Origin of the sequence: Ramlibacter aurantiacus (assembly GCF_016722895.1) — a bacterium.
GTDB classification, from domain to species: Bacteria; Pseudomonadota; Gammaproteobacteria; order Burkholderiales; family Burkholderiaceae_C; genus Ramlibacter; species Ramlibacter aurantiacus.
On record NZ_JAEQNA010000010.1, the window covers coordinates 25,552 to 44,144 of the forward strand.

An 18,593-nucleotide genomic window follows, 5' to 3' on the forward strand; every position below is an offset into this window, starting at 1 on the left:
GGGGAGGCGCCGAAGGCGCTTCGGGGGCACAGCATGTGGGAAAAATACCGACGTGCTTTTGAGCTTCCCCGGATTGCGGAGCTGGCACGCTCCATGCTGGAATGAAGACGTCCCCATGAGCAGGAGGTGTGGATGTCGACCAACCCGCTGGTGCCCTGCGATGCCTCGAGCTTTCGCCTGCCCATTGCCAGTGTTCGCCGGGTCTTCCGACCCGAGGATGTCGAGCGCAAGCTCTGCAAGCTGCCTCCACGTGAACACGAGAACTTGCGCACCACCTACGAGCGCATGCTGGAGCGGGGACCCGAACGCTTCCAGGTCAAGCCCAGTGCCGTCCCGGACATGAGCCAGCTCTACGAGCAGCTGCCCAACTTCACCGAGGCGCTCGACGACGTCAAGCGCCATGTCGCCCTCTCCCAGGACTGCCGCGATGGCCTGGAGGTCACGCCCATGCTGCTGCTGGGCCCGCCCGGCATCGGCAAGACCCACTTCGCGCGCAAGCTGGCCGACCTGCTGGGCACCGGCATGTGCCTGGTGCCCATGAGCTCCATGACGGCTGGCTGGCTGCTGTCGGGCGCCTCCTCACAATGGAAGGGGGCCAAGCCCGGCAAGGTGTTCGAGTCGATCGTGGACGGGCAGTACGCCAATCCGGTGATCGTGGTCGACGAGGTCGACAAGGCGGCCGCCGAGGCGCAATACGATCCGCTGGGCGCGCTGTACGGCCTGCTGGAGCACGACACGGCCGGCGCCTTCATGGACGAGTTCGCCGAGGTGGCCATCGACGCCAGCCAGGTCATCTGGATCATGACGGCCAATGACGAGCGCGCCATTCCGGAGCCCATCCTCAACCGCATGAATGTGTTCGAGATCGACCCGCCGGACGTGGACGCCGCCCGGCAGATCGCGCGCAACCTGTACGTGTCGATCCGGCTCGACCACGGGTGGGGCCAGCGCTTCGATCCGGAGCCCTCGTCGGAGCTGCTCGATGTGCTGGCCGAGATGCCGCCACGGGAGATGCGGCGCGCGTTGATGACCGGGTTCGGCAATGCGCGCCTGGATGGCCGTGGCGAGGTCAGTCCCGATGACGTTCCCAGGCCGGGCAGCGGCAAGACCCGCATCGGCTTCCTGCAGTAGGCCGGTCGCGGCGGCCGTGCCTCAACCGGTGCGGGCGTCCCGCCAGGCCCACTGCTGGGCGGCCGCGAAGACGGCATTGGGGTAGGTCGGCTTGCCACGGCTGCCGTTGTAGCGGCCGAGGGCCAGGAACAGGTCACCGCGCTCGCGGTCGACGTAGTGCCGAAGGATGACGCAGCCAAAGCGCAGGTTGGTCTGCATGTGGAACAGCCGTGCCGGATCGCCGTCCCCGATGAGGCGGCTCCAGAAGGGCATGACCTGCATGTAGCCGCGGGCCCCGGCCACGCTCACCGCGAACTTGCGAAACGCGCTCTCGACCTGGATCAGGCCCAGCACCAGCTGCGTGTCCAGGCCGGCGCGGCGGCTCTCGTACCAGACGGTCTGCAGGAATTCACGCCGCTCGTTGAAATCGCCCTTGCGACGATACAGCCGAGCGCTCATGGCCTGCAGCCAGCGCAGATACGTCAACCGGGCTTCGGTGCTGGCGAATTCGGGCACCGGCGGCGCGGCATTGGCGATGGCCGAACTCAGGGCCGAGCGCACCGAATCGGCCAGCGGTTCTTCGAGCTGGCCAGCGCGAACCACACCGGACCAGGGCAGCAGCCCAAGGCCCGGCATCGCACGCAGCAGCCAGCCCCTGCGCGAGATCACGGCTTCAGGCGGTTTTGCAGAAAGTCCACGATGCCGGACGCGGCCACCTTGGTGGCGGCGCTGTCGCGCCGATGCTGGTATTCGAGCTGGCCTTCGCCCAGGCCGCGGTCGGAGATGACCACGCGATGGGGAACGCCGATGAGTTCCCAGTCGGCGAACATCGCTCCGGGGCGCTCGCCACGATCGTCGAGCAGCACGTCCACGCCGGAGGCGGCGAGGCGGTCGTGCAGCGTTTCGGCGGCTTCGCGCACGGCAGCACTGCGGTCCATGCCGATGGGGCAAATGACGACGGTAAAGGGTGCGATGGCATCGGGCCAGATGATTCCGCGCTCGTCGTGGTTCTGTTCGATGGCGGCGGCCGGCAGGCGGGTGATGCCGATGCCGTAGCAGCCCATCTCCATGAACTGCGGCTTGCCGGCTTCGTCGAGGAACGTGGCATTCATGGCCCGGCTGTACTTGGTGCCGAGGTAGAACACATGCCCCACCTCGATGCCGCGCTCGATCGCCAACGGCCCCTTGCCATCGGGCGACGGGTCGCCTTCGATCACATTGCGGATGTCCGCCACCACAGCCGGCTCGGGCAGGTCGCGGCCCCAGTTGACGCCGGTGAGGTGGAAGTCTTCTTCGTTGGCGCCGCAGATCCAGTCGGCCATCACCGCGACATCCCGATCGGCGACCACCTGCACCGGCCGCTTCAAGCCCACCGGCCCCAGGTACCCGGGTTTGGCGCCGAAGTGCTCGACGATCTCGGGCGCCGTGGCAAACCGGAAACCCGCGTCCAGGCCGGGCAGCTTGGCGACCTTGACTTCGTTCATGTCGTGGTCGCCGCGCAGCAGCAGCAGCCAGATCTGCGTGCCGGCGACCTGCCCAGCGCCATCGAGGCGGTCGGTGGCGAGCACGATGGACTTGACCGTGGTGGCCAGGGGCACGCCCAACAGCTGCGCCACATCGGGGCAGGTGCTCTTGCCGGGAGTGGGGGTACGCACCAAGGCGGCGCATGCGGCCGGACGATCGCTGCGCGGCGCGAGCGCCTCGGCCTTTTCCAGGTTGGCCGCGTAGTCGCTGTCGGGGCAGTAGACGATGGCGTCTTCACCGGTTGCCGCGATCACCTGGAATTCCTCGGAGAGGTCGCCGCCGATGGCGCCGCTGTCGGCAGCCACGGCGCGATAACGCAGGCCGAAGCGGTCGAAGATGCGGCGGTAAGCCTGCGCCATGCGCTCGTAGCTCGCCTTGGCCGACGCGGCGTCGCGGTCGAAGCTGTAGGCGTCCTTCATGATGAATTCACGCCCACGCATCAAGCCGAACCGGGGTCGCCGCTCATCGCGGAACTTGGTCTGAATCTGGTAGAGGTTTCGCGGCAGCTGCTTGTAGCTGCGGAACTCCTGGCGGGCGATGTCGGTGACCACCTCTTCGCTGGTGGGTTGCACGATGAAGTCACGCTCGTGCCGGTCCTTGATGCGCAGCAGCTCGGGGCCCATCTTTTCGAAGCGGCCGGTCTCCTGCCACAGCTCGGCCGGCTGCACGACCGGCATGGTGCACTCGATGGCCCCTGCGCGGTTCATCTCCTCGCGCACGATCGCCTCCACCTTGCGGATGACCCGAAGGCCCATGGGCATGTAGGTGTAGATGCCCGCCCCCAGCTTCTTGATCATGCCGGCGCGAGTCATCAATCGATGGCTCACCACCTCGGCATCGGCAGGCGCTTCCTTCAACGTGGAAATGAGGAACTGGGACGCTTTCATCAGAGGGGAAACGGGGGGAGGTAAACGGCCGAGTCATTTGGCTGGCGCCGGTGGCGGCGTGCATAATGAACTCAGTTCAAGAATGGGGTTTGATTATGCTTGACCGCGACGGCTTCAGGCCCAACGTCGGCATCATCCTGCTCAATCAGAAAAACCAGGTGTTCTGGGGCAAGCGCATACGCACCCACAGCTGGCAGTTCCCCCAAGGCGGCATCGATCGGGGCGAAACGCCCGAGCAGGCGATGTACCGGGAACTCCATGAAGAGGTGGGCCTCCGGCCCGAGCATGTGCGCATCATCGCCCGCACCCGTGACTGGTTGCGCTACGAAGTGCCGGATCGCTACATTCGCCGCGACGCGCGCGGCCACTACAAGGGCCAGAAACAGATCTGGTATCTGTTGCAGTTGATGGGGCAGGACTGGAACCTCAACCTGCGTGCCACCAACCATCCTGAGTTCGACGCCTGGCGCTGGAACGATTACTGGGTGCCGCTCGACGTGGTGGTGGAGTTCAAGCGCGGTGTGTATGAAATGGCGCTGACCGAGCTTGCCCGGTTCATTCCCCGCAACGAGCACCATCGAAACCGCTACCTGCGTGGCGGCGTGCGAGGACGCGACGAGGCAAGTGCTGCGGCGTTCACGGCGCCCATGGAGTTCGAACTGCCGCCCGGCGCCACCTTCGAACCGGACCCGCAGGCCGGCTTGCACCAGAGGGTGCGCGGATCCCAGCGCACCGGCTAGCCGCCTGGCGCCTTGCGGCGCCGGCCCGCCCTTCAGCGGGTCAGCACCAGGTTGGTTCGATCGATCATCTCGGGTTCCGCCACATAGCCCAGGAGCTTCTCGATCTCGGTCGACGCCCTGCGGCACAGAAGACGCGCTTCCGCGCTCGCATAGTTGGCCAGTCCGCGCGCGACCTCGACACCCGCCGCGTCGCGCACGGCGATGACATCGCCGCGGGAAAACTCTCCCTCGACGGCCACCATGCCGATCGGCAGCAGGCTCTTGCCGTCCTGGCGCAGCCGCGCGGCGGCCCCATCGTCCACCGTCACCGCCCCCCGCAGTTGGAGGTGATCGGCGATCCAGCGCTTGCGTGCCTGGCTCTTCTGGGTCGGGGCGACCAGCAGCGTGCCCACCAGGTCGCCGTCGAACAGGCGCAGCAACGCGTCGGGCTCGCGACCCCAGGCGATGACCGTCGACGCACCCGAACGTGCCGCGCGTTTGGCCGCGAGGATCTTGGTGATCATTCCACCCTTGCCGATGCTGGAGCCGGCACCGCCCGCCATCGCCTCCAGGGCCGGGTCGCCGGCGTGGGCTTCATGCACGAACTCGGCGGCCGGGTCCTTGCGGGGATCGGCCGTGTACAGGCCGAGTTGATCGGTGAGGATGACCAGCACGTCCGCCTCGATCAAGTTGGCGACCAAGGCGCCGAGCGTGTCGTTGTCGCCGAACTTGATCTCGTCGTTGACGACGGTGTCGTTCTCGTTGATCACCGGCAGCACACCCAAGCCCAGCAATGTGAGCAAGGTCGAGCGGGCGTTCAGGTAACGCTCCCGGTCGGCCAGGTCGGCGTGCGTGAGCAGCACCTGGGCCGAGCCGAGCCCGTGCTCTCGAAGCTTGGTTTCGTAGATGTGCGCAAGGCCCATTTGCCCGACGGCGGCCGCGGCCTGCAGTTCATGAAGCTCATGGGGCCTGGCGCTCCAGCCCAGGCGCTTCATGCCTTCGGCGATGGCGCCGCTGGACACCATGATGAGCTCTCGCCCCTGCGAGCACAGAACCGCCAGCTGCCGGCACCACTCACCGATGGCCTGCTCGTCGAGACCGCGACCTTCATTGGTCACCAGGCTGGAGCCGACCTTGACGACGATGCGGCGCGCCGAACGCAGCAATTGGGCGCCGGCCGTATGGGTTTTATCCGGAATAGCTGAAGTCATGTTCGAGCCGCTGGAGCCGACTGGCGGGTGAGGATCAGGTTGGCGGCTCACCCGCAAATCGCGGATCGGTCTCCACGTGCGGTTGCTCGGCCAGCTGCTGTTCGCGCACGTGCTGGTAAACGGACTTCACCAGTTCGTCACAACCTTCGCGCGTCAGTGCTGAAATCTGGAACACCGGCCCCTTGTAGCGCATGCGCTTGATGAAATCCTTGATACGCGCGGCGCGCTCCTCGGCCGGGATCATGTCGATCTTGTTCAGGACCAGCCACCGCGGCTTCTCATACAGCTGCTTGTCGTATTTCTTGAGCTCCAGCACGATGGCCTTGGCCTGCTCCACCGGATCGACGTCTTCGTCGAATGGCGCCATGTCGACCAGGTGCAGCAGCAGGCGTGTGCGCTGCAGATGCCTCAGGAACTGGTGCCCCAGACCGGCTCCTTCAGCGGCGCCTTCGATCAGGCCAGGAACGTCGGCCACCACGAAGCTCTGCTCGGGGCCGACGCGCACCACGCCCAGGTTGGGATGCAGTGTCGTGAAGGGGTAGTCGGCGATCTTGGGGCGCGCGTTGGAGATTGCGGCGATGAGCGTGGACTTGCCCGCGTTGGGCATACCCAGCAAGCCGACATCGGCCAACACCTTGAGTTCGAGCTTCAGGTTGCGGCGCTCACCCGGCCAGCCAGGTGTCTTTTGCCGCGGCGCCCGGTTGATGGCACTCTTGAAGCGCATGTTGCCGAAGCCACCGTCGCCACCCTTGGCGATCATGATGACCTCACCTGGGCGCAGCAATTCGAACAGCACCTCACCGGTCTCGGCGTCGCTGATGATGGTGCCCACCGGCATCTTCAGGGTGACGTCGGAGCCGGCGGCGCCGAACATGTCCGATCCCATGCCATGCTGGCCGCGCTGGGCTTCATGGCGCCTCGAGTAACGGTAGTCGACCAGGGTATTGAGGTTGGGATCCGCGATTGCGAACACATGCCCACCGCGTCCTCCATCCCCGCCGTTGGGCCCGCCGAACTCCTTGTACTTTTCATGGCGGAACGACACGCAGCCGTTGCCGCCGTCGCCGGCAGCGACGTCGATATAGGCTTCGTCAACGAACTTCATGCGGGGATTCTAGGGAGGGTGAAGCGCGGCGCCTGCGCGCTGCACGAAATGCGAGCCTCAACAAAAAAGCCCTGCGAGATTCGCAGGGCCTTCGTGCCGGGCACGCCTGGGATCAGGCCACCGGCGTGATGTTCACCATGTGCTTGTTCAGCCCACCCTTGACGGAGAAGGACACCTGGCCATCGACCAGGGCGAACAAGGTGTGGTCTTTGCCGATGCCCACGTTGGTTCCGGGATGGAACTTGGTGCCGCGCTGGCGAACGATGATCGAACCTGCGCTGATGAGCTCGCCGCCGAAGGCTTTCACGCCGAGCATCTTGGGCTTGGAATCGCGCCCGTTTCGCGTAGAGCCGCCGCCTTTTTTCTGTGCCATGTTTGCTCCTTAAGCGGCAATGGCGCCGATTTGCAGTTCGGTGAACTGCTGGCGATGCCCCTGGCGCTTCTGGTAGTGCTTGCGTCGACGCATCTTGAAGATGCGGATCTTGTCGTGCTTGCCGTGCGACAGCACGGTAGCCTTCACAGACGCACCGGACACCAGGGGAGTTCCAACCTTGAGCTCACTGCCGTTTCCGACAGCCAGCACCTGGTCGATCACGATCTCCTGGCCTACGTCCGCAGCAATCTGTTCTACTTTAATTTTTTCGCCGGAAGCAACGCGATACTGCTTGCCACCGGTTTTTATGACCGCGTACATGAAAGACCTCTTGAGAGATACCCACTCGGGACGGATTTCCCAAGTGAGCCCGCGACTATAGCATGCGCATCGTTTTGGCCTGCTGCTGAGCCATTGGGGCGCAAGGCCCATCCCTATAATCGCGCGAACTTTTCCGCTCGATCTTGACCTCTTCGCCCAGCACCACTTCCGCACTCGCATTGATCGCCGATGACATGCGCGGGGTGGATGCCGTGATCGAAAGCCGCCTCGCTTCTGGCGTGCCTCTGGTGGGCGAAGTCTCGCGCTACATCATCTCGGCAGGCGGCAAGCGACTGCGGCCGGCCCTGCTGCTCCTGGTCAGCGGTGCACTCGGCTACCGCGGCGACCAGCGCTTCAACCTGGCCGCCGTGGTGGAGTTCATCCACACCGCGACGCTGCTGCACGACGACGTCGTGGACGACTCCACCTTGCGCCGCGGCCGACCGACGGCCAACCAGCAATTCGGCAATGCGGCGAGCGTGCTGGTCGGCGATTTCCTCTATTCGCGCGCCTTCCAGATGATGCTCGATGCCGGGAACATGCGCGTGATGGAGATCCTCGCCGAGGCGACCAACGTGATCGCCGAGGGGGAAGTGCTGCAGTTGATGAACATGCATGACGCGTCGATCGACGAGGCGGGCTACCTGCGCGTCATCCGCTCCAAGACGGCGAAGCTCTTCGAGGCCAGTACACGACTGGCGGCGGTGCTCGCCGGCAGCACCCCGGAGGTCGAGCAAGCATGCGCCGAGTACGGCCAGGCACTCGGCACCGCTTTCCAGGTGATCGACGACGTGCTCGACTACGACGGCGACGCCACGGAAATGGGCAAGAACCTGGGCGACGACCTGCGCGAAGGCAAGGCCACCCTGCCCTTGATCGCAGCCATGCATCGCGGCTCCGAGGCTGACCGCGCCATTGTGCGGCGCGCCATCGAGAATGGGTCGGTCGACGACCTGCAGGCCATCGTCGGCATCGTGCGCAATACCGGCGCGCTGGAGGTCGCGCGCGACGCCGCGGCCCAGGAAGCGCAGAGGGCCATCGATTGCCTGTGGCATCTGCCCCGGAATGAGCACAGCGAAGGTTTGCTACAATTGCCGTCTTCGCTACTCGGGCGCAGGCATTGAGCAATCAAGTCGCTTGCGTCATCCGAGAGTAGCCATCGGGGTGTAGCTTAGCCTGGTAGAGCGCTACGTTCGGGACGTAGAGGCCGGAGGTTCGAATCCTCTCACCCCGACCAGATTTCTTGCACGGACCGTCCAATGCCAATGGTCCACCCGCAACGCGGCGGCCGTCCTGGCGCTGCGAAAGTCACCGTACCAAGTCATTGCGCGGCGCTCCACGCCCCGCCTTTACGCCCCCCCCCCGCCCGCATCGCCATCTTCGTCGCATCTTCGTTGCCACAGCGCCGCAAGGTAGGGGCCGCGATTTACACTGAAGAGCCTTTCGGCGATGATCGGCCACCGTTTTTCCCCTTGGTCCGGTGCCGCGCCCTGGCACGAAAGTCTTGCCGATGGCAGCCGTTGAATTCCCACACGCCGAAGCCGCGAATGTCGCCCTGCCCGGCCTGGCTCGTGCACTCATCTCGGCCGGAAAACTAGATCAAAAGGCCGCGGTCGATCTGTACCGCAAGGCGCAGGTCCATCGGACCAGCTTCATCGCAGAGCTGACCGGCTCGGGCGCCGTCTCTGCCTTCGATCTGGCGCACACCATGTCGCTGGCCTACGGCGCGCCCCTGCTGGACCTGGAGGCTGTCGATCCGCAGCGACTGCCCAAGGGCTTGCTGGACACCAAGATCTGCTCCGATTTCCGGGTGGTGGTCCTGGCCAAACGCAGCAACCGACTCACCGTCGCGACGGCCGATCCGTCGGACCAGCAAGCTGCCGAGAAGATCAAGTTCGCCACCCAGATGGGGGTCGACTGGGTCATTGCCGAATACGACAAGCTCTCCCGGCTGGTGGAGGCGAACGCCACCACGGCGACCGAGTCGATGGACAACATCATCGGCGAGGACTTCCAGTTCGACGAAGCATCGATGGAATCCGCGGGCGGCGATGACGACGAGAAGAGCTCGTCCGAAGTCGACGACGCGCCGGTGGTCAAGTTTCTGCACAAGATGCTGCTCGACGCGATCAACATGCGCGCGTCCGATCTGCACTTCGAGCCGTTCGAGCACAGCTATCGCGTCCGCTTCCGGATCGACGGTGAGTTGCGCGAGATTGCCGCACCGCCCGTCGCCGTCAAGGACAAGCTCGCCTCGCGCATCAAGGTGATCTCGCGCATGGACATCGCCGAGAAGCGGGTGCCGCAGGACGGGCGCATGAAGCTCAAGATCGGCCCGGAGCGCGTGATCGATTTCCGGGTCAGCACCCTGCCCACGCTGTTCGGTGAAAAGGTGGTGATCCGTATCCTGGATCCGAGCAGCGCCCGCATGGGCATCGAAGCCCTGGGCTACGAGCCCGAAGAGAAGGCCAGGCTGCTGGACGCGATCCGCAAGCCCTACGGCATGGTGCTGGTCACCGGCCCGACCGGATCGGGCAAGACGGTGTCGCTGTACACCTGCCTGAACCTGCTGAATCAGCCCGGGGTCAATATTTCCACGGCCGAAGACCCGGCGGAAATCAACCTGCCCGGGGTGAACCAGGTCAACGTCAACGACAAAGCCGGCCTGACGTTCGCCTCGGCCCTTCGCGCTTTCCTGCGCCAGGACCCGGACATCATCATGGTCGGCGAAATCCGCGACCTGGAGACAGCCGACATTGCCCTCAAGGCGGCACAGACCGGCCACATGGTCATGTCCACGCTGCACACCAACGATGCACCCGCCACCCTGGTGCGCCTGCGCAACATGGGCGTGGCGGCCTTCAACATCGCTTCCAGCGTGGTGCTGATCACGGCACAGCGCCTTGCTCGCCGGCTTTGCCCCAACTGCAAGGAGCCGGTGGACGTGCCCACCGAAGCCCTGATCGACGCCGGCTTCCGCGAAGAGGAAATCGACGGCAGCTGGATGCCTTACCGCCCCGTCGGATGCTCGGCCTGCAGCAACGGCTACAAGGGCCGGGTCGGCATCTACCAGGTGATGCCGGTCAGCGAGGAGATCCAGCGGATCATCCTGCGCGATGGCAACACCCTGGAGATCGCCGCGCAGGCCGAGAGCGAAGGCGTGCGAAGCCTGCGCCAGTCGGGGCTGCACAAGGTCAAGCAGGGGATCACTTCGCTGGAAGAAGTGATCAACTGCACCAATCTCTAGAACAACGCTAGCAGCGACAAGCCCAGGAGCAGCCCCGGATGGCGACGGCAACAGCAAACAAGATCACCGAGTTCGTCTTCGAATGGGAAGGTCGCGACCGCAATGGCAAGCAAGTGCGCGGCGAGTCGCGGGCCGCCGGCGAGAACCAGGTGCAGGCCGCCCTGCGCCGGCAGGGCGTCACGCCACTGAAGATCCGCAAGCGGCGGATGCGCCGCGGACAGCGAATTCGCCCCAAGGACATCGCCGTGTTCACGCGACAGCTGGCCACCATGATGAAGGCCGGTGTGCCGCTGCTGCAGGCGTTCGACATCGTCGGCCGCGGCAATCCCAACGGCAGCGTCACGCGCATGCTGGCCGATATCCGCTCCGACGTGGAGACCGGCACCTCGCTGTCGGCTGCGTTCCGCAAGTTTCCGCAGCACTTCAGCCCGCTGTACTGCAACCTGGTCGAGGCGGGCGAGGCCGCCGGTATCCTGGAATCGCTGCTCGACCGGCTGGCCACGTACATGGAGAAGACCGAGACGATCAAGTCCAAGATCAAGTCGGCGCTGATGTACCCGGTCGCCGTGGTCGCCGTGGCATTCGTCGTGGTCTCCGTGATCATGATCTTCGTGATCCCGGCCTTCAAGGACGTGTTCACTTCCTTTGGCGCCGACCTGCCCGCGCCCACGCTCTTCGTCATCGCGATGAGCGAGTTCTTCACCGACTATTGGTGGGCCATCTTCGGTGGCATGGGTGCGGGTTTCTATTTCGGGCTGCAGGCCTGGAAACGCAGTGAGAAAGTGCAGCACTTCGTCGACCGCATGATGCTGCGCCTGCCGGTCTTCGGCGACCTGGTGCTGAAGTCGGTCGTGGCCCGCTGGACGCGCACCCTCTCGACCATGTTCGCTGCCGGCGTGCCGCTGGTCGAGGCGCTCGACTCGGTAGGCGGCGCGTCGGGCAACTCGGTCTACTCCACGGCCACCGAGAGAATCCAGCAGGAGGTCTCCACCGGCACCAGCCTGACCATGGCCATGACCAATGCGAACGTCTTTCCTTCGATGGTGCTGCAGATGTCCGCCATCGGCGAAGAATCCGGCTCGCTCGACCACATGCTCGGCAAGGCCGCCGACTTCTACGAAGCCGAGGTGGACGACATGGTCGCCGGCCTGTCCAGCCTGATGGAGCCGATCATCATCGTGTTCCTGGGCACCATCATCGGCGGCATCGTCGTCTCGATGTACCTGCCCATCTTCAAGCTGGGTGCCGTGGTCTGATGCCCTTGGCCGCCTTCGATGCCGCGCTGGCCGCGGTGATGGGCTTGCTGGTCGGCAGTTTCCTGAACGTGGTCATCCACCGCCTGCCGCGCATGATGGAGCGCCAGTGGGCGGCCGAGTGCGCCGAGTTGTCGGGCCAGCCGGTACCGGCCGCTGCGCCATACGACCTGATGCGCCCGCGCTCGGCCTGCCCGCACTGCGGGCATGCGATCCGCTGGTGGGAAAACATTCCTGTCCTCAGCTATCTCGCCCTGCGCGGGCGCTGCTCCCAGTGCAGGTCCCGCATCGCGCTGCGCTATCCCGCCGTCGAGCTGGCCACGGCCGCCCTCTTCGGCTTCGCCGCGTGGCGCTGGGGCTTCACGCCCACTGCGGCGGCCTGGTGCGGGTTCGCAGCCGCCCTGCTGGCATTGGCGCTGATCGACTGGGACACCACGCTGCTGCCGGACGACATCACGCTGCCGCTGTTGTGGGGGGGCCTCATCGCCGCGGCACTGCAGTGGACGGCCGTCCGACTCGACGATGCCCTCTGGGGCGCGGTGGCCGGTTACCTATCGCTCTGGCTCGTCTACCACGCGTTCAAGCTGGCAACGGGCAAGGAAGGCATGGGCTACGGCGACTTCAAGCTGTTCGCGGCGCTGGGCGCCTGGTTCGGCTGGCAGGCGTTGGTGCCGATGATCCTGATGGCGTCGCTCATCGGGGCGGTGGTGGGCATTGCCCTGAAGCTGACCAGCGGCCTGCGCGAAGGCGGCTATGTCCCCTTCGGCCCCTTCCTTGCGCTGGCCGGCCTGACTGCCATGGCCCTCGGACCCGACGCCGTGCTGCGGGCCATCGGGCTCTGAGTCCACCCTTCCATGCTGCGTATCGGCCTCACCGGCGGCATCGGAAGCGGCAAGAGCACCGTGCTGGCGATGCTGGCCGACCACGGCGCGGCCGTGATCGACGCCGACGCGATCTCCCGCGGCCTCACGGCCATCGGCGGGGCCGCCATACCCGCGGTTCGCCAGAGCTTCGGCGATGCGTTCATCGCGCCGGATGGCAGCCTGGACCGCGACCGCATGCGCGCACACGTCTATGCCCATCCGGCGGCCCGCAAGCAGCTCGAATCCATCATCCATCCGCTGGTGGGCGCCCGCATCAGGCATGAGATCGAACAGGCGCAGCAGGCGGGACGGCGCTGCGCCGTCCTGGACATCCCGCTGCTGGTCGAGTCCGGCCACTGGCGCAGCGAGGTCGATCGGGTGCTGGTCGTCGACTGCGACGTGCAGGTCCAGGTGGACCGGGTGATGGCACGCAGCGGCCTTTCGCACGCACAGGTGCAGTCGATCATCGCCGCCCAGGCCCCGCGTGCGCTGCGCCTGGCGGCGGCCGACCTCGTCATCTGCAATGAGCGCATCACGCTCGAAGAGCTGCGGGAGCTGGTGGCCCAGGCCGCAAAATCCTTCGGGCTATGATGGCGCCGCCGTGATCCTCTACGAATACCCGTTCAACGAACGCATCCGGACGTACCTGCGCCTGGAATATCTGTTCAGGCGTCTGGCGCTCCTGGTGCCGCGCGAACACCCGGTCGATCATCACTTCGCGCTGCATACCTTGTTCGAAATCATGGACGTGGCCGCGCGCGCCGACCTCAAGTCCGACGTGATGAAGGACCTGGAAAAGCACAAGATGGGCCTGGCCGCGTTCCGCGGCAACCCGGCCATATCCGAGGCGGTGCTGGACCAGGTGATCGCGCAGCTCGACGGCTGTTTCGATGCGCTGAACAAGCAACCGGGCAAGGCCGGCCAGTCGCTCACCGACAACGAGTGGCTCATGAGCATCCGCAGCCGCATCGGCATCCCCGGCGGCACCTGCGAGTTCGACCTGCCGGGCTACTACGCCTGGCAGCAGTTCGAGCCTGCCCGGCGCCAGGCCGACCTGGCGCGCTGGTCATCCACCCTCGGCGCACTGGCCGAGTCCATCCATGTGCTGATGAAACTGCTGCGTGACTCCGGCTCGCCGCAGAAGGTCATGACCACCAACGGCCAGTTGCAGCAGGCCCTGCCGCCGGGCCGCACGTTCCAGCTGCTGCGCCTGCGGATCGAACCCGAACTGAACCTCGTGCCGGAAATCAGCGGCAATCGACTGATGGTCTCGGTGCGACTGATGAAGCACGAACCCGGCGAACGCCTGCACGCCAGTTCCGATAGCGTCCCGTTCGAACTCACGCTCTGCTCCTGATTCAAAGCGTTCCATGAGCCAGCAGGAAAGTGGCGCCAAGCCGCGCATCGTCAGCTGCCCCCGATGTGGCGGCAAGAGCATCTACGCACCGTCCAACCCCTTCCGGCCGTTCTGCAGCGAGCGCTGCAAGAACCTGGACCTGGGCGCCTGGGCGAGCGAAAGCTTTCGCGTGGAGAGCGAAGCGCCGGCGGACGATCAGCCGTTCGGCGATCCACGGTTGCAGTGAGCAGACCAGGGGCTAGGACCAGGGCCCAGGTGCTGGGGCTTGGTTAACAGCCAGAGCCTTCTTTCCCAACCCCCAACTCCTCATCCCTTCTCCCAACCATGCGTCTGGCCGGCAAAGCCCCGCTCGGCGGCCAGCCACTGCAGCACGGGGACCGTGCCGGGCAACACCGGCGCGGACCGCACCGGCAGGTCTTCCCAGGCGAACTGCTGGCCCTCGTGCATGTGCAACTCGCCCGACCAGTCGAAGACCTTGCAGAAGTTCAGGTGGACCAGCGCGTGCGGGTAGTCGACCCGTTCGGTGCGCCAGGGCTGCACGGCGCCGATCACCACGTCGATCTCCTCGCGCAGCTCGCGCCGCAGAGCCTGCTCGACGCTCTCGCCGGCTTCGAGCTTGCCCCCCGGAAACTCCCAGTAGCCTGCGTACACCTTGCCCGGCGGCCGCGAGGTGAGCAGGAAACGGCCATCCGGGCGCACCAGTACGCCCACGGCCACTTCGACCGGCTTGCGATCGGCCCCGCCTTCGCGCGGACGATGGCCGTCGGCCACCAGCACCGGGCCTTTCTGATTCACTGTCGGCCCGCGAAGTCGCGCGCGAACTGGTAGGCCACCCGCCCCGAGCGCGAGCCTCGCTCGAGGGCCCAGACCAGCGCCTCCGGCCGCGCGGCGTCGATGCGGACCGCGTCGATGCCGAAGGCGGACAGCCACTGGCCGACGATGGTGAGGTACTCGTCCTGACTGAACGGGTAGAAACTCACCCAGAGCCCGAAGCGCTCCGACAGCGAGATCTTTTCCTCGACCACCTCACCCGGATGCACCTCGCCGTCCTCGGTGTGGGTGTAGCTCAGGTTCTCCTTCATGTACTCGGGCAGCAGGTGCCGGCGGTTGCTGGTGGCATAGATCAGCACGTTGGGCGTGGCCGCCGCCACCGACCCGTCCAGGATGGACTTCAAGGCCTTGTAGCCGGGCTCTCCTTCCTCGAAGCTCAGGTCGTCGCAGAACACGATGAAGCGCTCGGGCCGCTCGGCCACCACGTCGACCAGGTCGGGCAGGTCCACCAGGTCGGCCTTGTCCACTTCGATCAGCCGCAGGCCCTGGCCGCTGTATTCGTTGAGGCAGGCCTTGATCAACGACGACTTGCCCGTGCCGCGCGCGCCGGTGAGCAGCACGTTGTTGGCCGGCTGCCCCTGCACGAACTGCAGGGTGTTGCGCTGGATCTTCTCTTTCTGGGCTCCGATCTCGCGCAGTTCGTGCAGCCGGATGCCCGCCACGTGCTTCACCGGCTCCAACGTGCCGTGGCCGGTGGACCGCTTGCGATAGCGCCAGGCCACGCTGGCCGTCCAGTCGGGTGCGGACAGGGGCTGAGGCAGCACGGATTCGATGCGCGCGAGCAGGCGCTCGGCTTGCGCCATCAGGCGCTCGAGTCGGTCGGTCATGAGCGGTAGTCGGCGTTGATGGTCACGTACTCGTGGCTGAAGTCGCACGTCCAGACGGTGTCGACGGCATCGCCGCGGCCCAGCGCCACGCGCACCGTGATCTCGGCCTGCTTCATCACGCGCTGTCCGTCCTCCTCGCGGTACGCGGGGTTGCGCCCTCCGCGCACCGCCACATGCACGTCGTCCAGGTACAGGTCGATGAGGCCCGGATCGAGCTCGTCGATGCCGGCATAGCCCACCGCCGCAAGGATGCGCCCAAGGTTGGGATCGCTGGCGAAGAACGCCGTCTTGACCAGCGGCGAATGCGCGATGGCGTAGGCCACCTGGCGGCATTCGGCGCCGGTACGGCCGCCCTCCACCCGCACGGTGATGAACTTGGTCGCCCCTTCGCCGTCGCGCACGATCGCCTGGGCCAGGCGACGCGACACGTCCAGCAGCGCCTCGAACAACAGCCGGCCGGGCTCGCTGTCCATCGACGCGATGCGCCCGTGTCCAGCCTGGCCGGTCGCGACCACGACGAAGGAATCGTTGGTGGAGGTGTCGCCGTCGACGGTGACGCGGTTGAACGAGCCTTCGGCCAGCGCGGTCGCCAGCTGGTTCATCAGGCCCGGGGCGACGTTGGCATCGGTGGCCAGGAAACCCAGCATCGTGGCCATGTTGGGCCGGATCATGCCGGCGCCCTTGCTGATGCCGGTGATCGTGACCGTGCGCCCCTCGATCACCACCTGGCGGCTGAATGCCTTGGCCACGGTGTCGGTGGTCATGATGCCCTCCGCCGCGCGCAGCCAGTGCGCCGGCTGCGCGTCTGCCAACGCGGCGGGCAGGCCGGCTTCGATGCGTTCCAGCGGCAGCGGCTCCATGATCACGCCGGTTGAAAACGGCAGCACCTGTTCGGGAGCGAGGTCCAGGTGCCGCGCCAGGGCGATGCAGGTGGCCCGCGCGCGCACCAGGCCGTCGTCGCCGGTGCCGGCATTCGCGTTGCCGGTGTTGACCACCAGGGCCCGGATCTCCTGGCCGCTGGCCAGGTGGTCGCGGCACACCAGCACCGGGGCCGCGCAAAAGCGGTTGCGCGTGAACACCGCGCCTACCGTGGCGCCCGGCTCGAGCAGCAACACCGTCAAGTCCTTGCGGCCCGGCTTGCGCACCCCGGCTTCGGCCACGCCGATGGTGACGCCCGGCACGGGCAGGAGTTCATCCGCGCGTGGCGCGGGCAGGTTCACGGGCATGTGGGTTCTCTTGTGATCTTCAGTTCTGGCCCCAGGGCAAGCCGCGGTGGCGCCAGCCGCCGCGGGTACCGCGATGGCCGTGCTCGTCGCGGTCGCCCTCGAAACCTTCCAGGATGTTGTAGGCCTCCAGGCCCAGCTCGGTCGCCCGGCGGGCCGCGGCGATCGACCTCACGCCGCTGCGGCACAGCAGCAGCGCCTTGCGGCCTGGCGGCACCGCGGCCCGCAGCTGCTCGTCGAACTCGGGGTTGGGTGCCATGCCGGGCCACTGCTTCCAGGCCACCGCCGGCGCGCCGGGCACGAATCCCACCCACTCGCGCTCGGCGTCGCTGCGGATGTCGATCACCACCCCTTCGCCCGAGCGCCACCAGTCATAGGCGGTCTGCGGCGTCACATCGCCGGCGTAGCCATCTGCGGGCCGGATCGGATCAGGGTCGGCGGTCATCGCCGGGATTTTGCCAGCGCGGGCGGACCGGCTCGCTGATCCGCCCACCGCCGACCCCGGTTCGCGCAGTTCGGGTTCTTTGGTGGAAACCCCGTTGTGCCGACACTCGGCAAGGCGCGACAGTGGGGGGTCACCCACAAACGATACGGAGACATGCCATGACCCAGCAGCCGAAATCGACCCGTCGCCGCAACGTCCTCAAGGGCGCTGCGGTTGCCGCAGGTGCCATGTCGGCACCCATGGTGGCCGTCGCACAGACGACCACCTTGCGCTTCCAGAGCACCTGGCCGGCCAAGGACATCTTCCACGAGTTCGCCAACGACTTCGCCAAGAAGGTCAACGACATGGCGGGCACCCGGCTGAAGATCGAGGTGCTGCCGGCCGGCGCCGTGGTCCCCGCCTTCCAGCTGCTCGAGGCCGTCAACAAGGGCACCCTCGACGGCGGCCACGGCGTGGTGGCCTATCACTACGGCAAGAACTCCGCCCTGGCCCTCTGGGGCTCGGGCCCCGCCTTCGGCATGAACCCCGAGCTGGTGCTGGCCTGGCACTACTACGGCGGCGGCAAGGCCCTGCTCGAGGAGATCTACAAGTCCATCAACATGGACGTCGTCTCCTACCTGTACGGCGCCATGCCCACCCAGCCGCTGGGATGGTTCCGCAAGCCCATCTCCAACGTCGCCCAGATGAAGGGCCTGAAGTTCCGCACCGTCGGCCTGGCCGTGGACGTCTTCACCGAGATGGGCGCCGCGGTCAACCCGCTGCCTGGCGGCGAAATCGTGCCGGCCCTGGATCGTGGCCTGCTCGATGCAGCCGAATTTAACAACGCCAGCTCCGACCGCATCCTGGGCTTCCCCGACGTGGCCAAGAACTGCATGCTGCAGAGCTTCCACCAGTCCGGCGAACAATTCGAGATCCTGTTCAACCGCACCAAGCTCAACTCGCTGCCGCAGGAGCTCAAGTCCATCATCGATTACGCCGTGCAGGCGTCCTCCGCCGACTTCGCCTGGAAGGCCGCGGCCCGCAACTCGCAGGACTACGAAGAGCTGCGCACCAAGGACAAGGTCAACTTCTACAAGACGCCGGACAGCATCCTGCGCGCCCAGCTCGATGCCTGGGACAAGGTCACGGCCAAGAAGGCGCAGGAGAACCCGTTCTTCAAGAAGGTGCTCGATTCGCAACGCCAGTTCGCGCGGCGGGTCGGTCAGTGGCACTTCGACTACATGGTCGATTACCGCATGGCCTACAACCGCTACTTCGGCCAACAGCCGAAAAAGAGCTGATCAGTCAACCGTCTGAG

Annotated in this window: 20 protein-coding genes and 1 tRNA gene; 11 read left to right on the forward strand and 10 right to left on the reverse strand. The window is 66.2% G+C overall.

The annotated features are described in order from the left end of the window. Positions 1-132 precede the first annotated feature (132 nt). On the forward strand, positions 133-1,131 hold the full coding sequence (locus tag JI739_RS21065) for an AAA family ATPase (protein WP_201685982.1): 999 nt from the start codon (positions 133-135) through the stop codon (positions 1,129-1,131). 21 nt (positions 1,132-1,152) lie between these two features. On the opposite strand, the gene JI739_RS21070 is transcribed toward JI739_RS21065, so the two are convergent. Together JI739_RS21070 and JI739_RS21075 are read right to left on the reverse strand one after the other, a co-directional pair. Next, positions 1,153-1,746, reverse strand: a complete 594-nt coding sequence (locus JI739_RS21070) for a lytic transglycosylase domain-containing protein (protein WP_201686125.1) — start codon at positions 1,744-1,746, stop codon at positions 1,153-1,155. 29 nt (positions 1,747-1,775) lie between these two features. Then, entirely contained in the window at positions 1,776-3,521 is a 1,746-nt protein-coding gene (locus JI739_RS21075) for a proline--tRNA ligase (RefSeq protein ID WP_201685983.1), read from the reverse strand. Positions 3,522-3,616: 95 nt separating this feature from the next. Between JI739_RS21075 and JI739_RS21080 the strand changes: the two genes are divergently transcribed. Continuing rightward, positions 3,617-4,261: an RNA pyrophosphohydrolase gene (locus JI739_RS21080; RefSeq protein WP_201685984.1), complete on the forward strand. Its 645-nt coding sequence runs from the start codon at positions 3,617-3,619 to the stop codon at positions 4,259-4,261. Positions 4,262-4,293: 32 nt separating this feature from the next. On the opposite strand, the gene proB is transcribed toward JI739_RS21080, so the two are convergent. The 4 genes from proB to rplU form a co-directional block, all read right to left on the reverse strand. Then, on the reverse strand, positions 4,294-5,451 hold the full coding sequence (gene proB / locus JI739_RS21085) for a glutamate 5-kinase (protein ID WP_201685985.1): 1,158 nt from the start codon (positions 5,449-5,451) through the stop codon (positions 4,294-4,296). Between the two features lie 34 nt (positions 5,452-5,485). Next, a complete protein-coding gene (gene cgtA, locus JI739_RS21090) occupies positions 5,486-6,556 on the reverse strand; it encodes an Obg family GTPase CgtA (RefSeq protein ID WP_201685986.1) in 1,071 nt (356 codons plus the stop codon). A gap of 112 nt (positions 6,557-6,668) precedes the next feature. Next, positions 6,669-6,929 carry a 50S ribosomal protein L27 gene (rpmA, locus tag JI739_RS21095; protein WP_201685987.1) on the reverse strand — a complete coding sequence of 87 codons (261 nt, stop codon included), beginning with the start codon at positions 6,927-6,929 and terminating at the stop codon, positions 6,669-6,671. Positions 6,930-6,938: 9 nt separating this feature from the next. Then, positions 6,939-7,250: a 50S ribosomal protein L21 gene (gene rplU / locus JI739_RS21100; protein WP_201685988.1), complete on the reverse strand. Its 312-nt coding sequence runs from the start codon at positions 7,248-7,250 to the stop codon at positions 6,939-6,941. A gap of 194 nt (positions 7,251-7,444) precedes the next feature. Between rplU and JI739_RS21105 the strand changes: the two genes are divergently transcribed. The 8 genes from JI739_RS21105 to JI739_RS21140 all read left to right on the forward strand — a co-directional run bounded on the left by JI739_RS21105 (position 7,445) and on the right by JI739_RS21140 (position 14,196). Beyond that, positions 7,445-8,374 carry a polyprenyl synthetase family protein gene (locus tag JI739_RS21105; RefSeq protein ID WP_236589955.1) on the forward strand — a complete coding sequence of 310 codons (930 nt, stop codon included), beginning with the start codon at positions 7,445-7,447 and terminating at the stop codon, positions 8,372-8,374. Between the two features lie 36 nt (positions 8,375-8,410). Next, positions 8,411-8,487 (forward strand) — tRNA-Pro (locus tag JI739_RS21110). Between the two features lie 273 nt (positions 8,488-8,760). Further along, a complete protein-coding gene (gene pilB, locus JI739_RS21115; protein WP_201685989.1) occupies positions 8,761-10,497 on the forward strand; it encodes a type IV-A pilus assembly ATPase PilB in 1,737 nt (578 codons plus the stop codon). A gap of 38 nt (positions 10,498-10,535) precedes the next feature. Next, the gene (locus JI739_RS21120) at positions 10,536-11,753 is read left to right on the forward strand and encodes a type II secretion system F family protein (RefSeq protein WP_201685990.1); all 1,218 of its coding nucleotides are present in this window, start codon (positions 10,536-10,538) and stop codon (positions 11,751-11,753) included. Beyond that, entirely contained in the window at positions 11,753-12,592 is an 840-nt protein-coding gene (locus tag JI739_RS21125) for a prepilin peptidase (RefSeq protein WP_201685991.1), read from the forward strand. Before JI739_RS21120 ends, JI739_RS21125 begins: the two co-directional genes overlap by 1 nt. Before the next feature lie 12 nt (positions 12,593-12,604). Next, the gene (gene coaE, locus JI739_RS21130) at positions 12,605-13,204 is read left to right on the forward strand and encodes a dephospho-CoA kinase (protein WP_201685992.1); all 600 of its coding nucleotides are present in this window, start codon (positions 12,605-12,607) and stop codon (positions 13,202-13,204) included. Between the two features lie 10 nt (positions 13,205-13,214). After that, positions 13,215-13,970 (forward strand): cell division protein ZapD, encoded by a 756-nt coding sequence (gene zapD / locus JI739_RS21135; RefSeq protein WP_201685993.1) that lies wholly within the window; start codon positions 13,215-13,217, stop codon positions 13,968-13,970. Between the two features lie 13 nt (positions 13,971-13,983). Beyond that, a complete protein-coding gene (locus JI739_RS21140) occupies positions 13,984-14,196 on the forward strand; it encodes a DNA gyrase inhibitor YacG (RefSeq protein ID WP_201685994.1) in 213 nt (70 codons plus the stop codon). A gap of 80 nt (positions 14,197-14,276) precedes the next feature. On the opposite strand, the gene JI739_RS21145 is transcribed toward JI739_RS21140, so the two are convergent. From JI739_RS21145 to JI739_RS21160, 4 genes are read right to left on the reverse strand one after another with little or no spacing between them, the layout of a single operon-like run. Continuing rightward, complete coding sequence (locus tag JI739_RS21145) at positions 14,277-14,765, reverse strand: NUDIX domain-containing protein (protein ID WP_435531630.1); 489 nt, start codon at positions 14,763-14,765, stop codon at positions 14,277-14,279. After that, complete coding sequence (locus JI739_RS21150; RefSeq protein WP_201685995.1) at positions 14,762-15,628, reverse strand: ATP-binding protein; 867 nt, start codon at positions 15,626-15,628, stop codon at positions 14,762-14,764. The genes JI739_RS21145 and JI739_RS21150 overlap by 4 nt, the downstream gene beginning before the upstream one ends. Beyond that, a complete protein-coding gene (argJ, locus tag JI739_RS21155; protein ID WP_201685996.1) occupies positions 15,625-16,854 on the reverse strand; it encodes a bifunctional glutamate N-acetyltransferase/amino-acid acetyltransferase ArgJ in 1,230 nt (409 codons plus the stop codon). The genes JI739_RS21150 and argJ overlap by 4 nt, the downstream gene beginning before the upstream one ends. 19 nt (positions 16,855-16,873) lie before the next feature. Beyond that, entirely contained in the window at positions 16,874-17,296 is a 423-nt protein-coding gene (locus JI739_RS21160) for a rhodanese-like domain-containing protein (RefSeq protein ID WP_201685997.1), read from the reverse strand. Positions 17,297-17,454: 158 nt separating this feature from the next. Between JI739_RS21160 and JI739_RS21165 the strand changes: the two genes are divergently transcribed. Beyond that, positions 17,455-18,576, forward strand: a complete 1,122-nt coding sequence (locus tag JI739_RS21165; RefSeq protein WP_201685998.1) for a TRAP transporter substrate-binding protein — start codon at positions 17,455-17,457, stop codon at positions 18,574-18,576. The last annotated feature ends 17 nt before the right edge of the window (positions 18,577-18,593 follow it).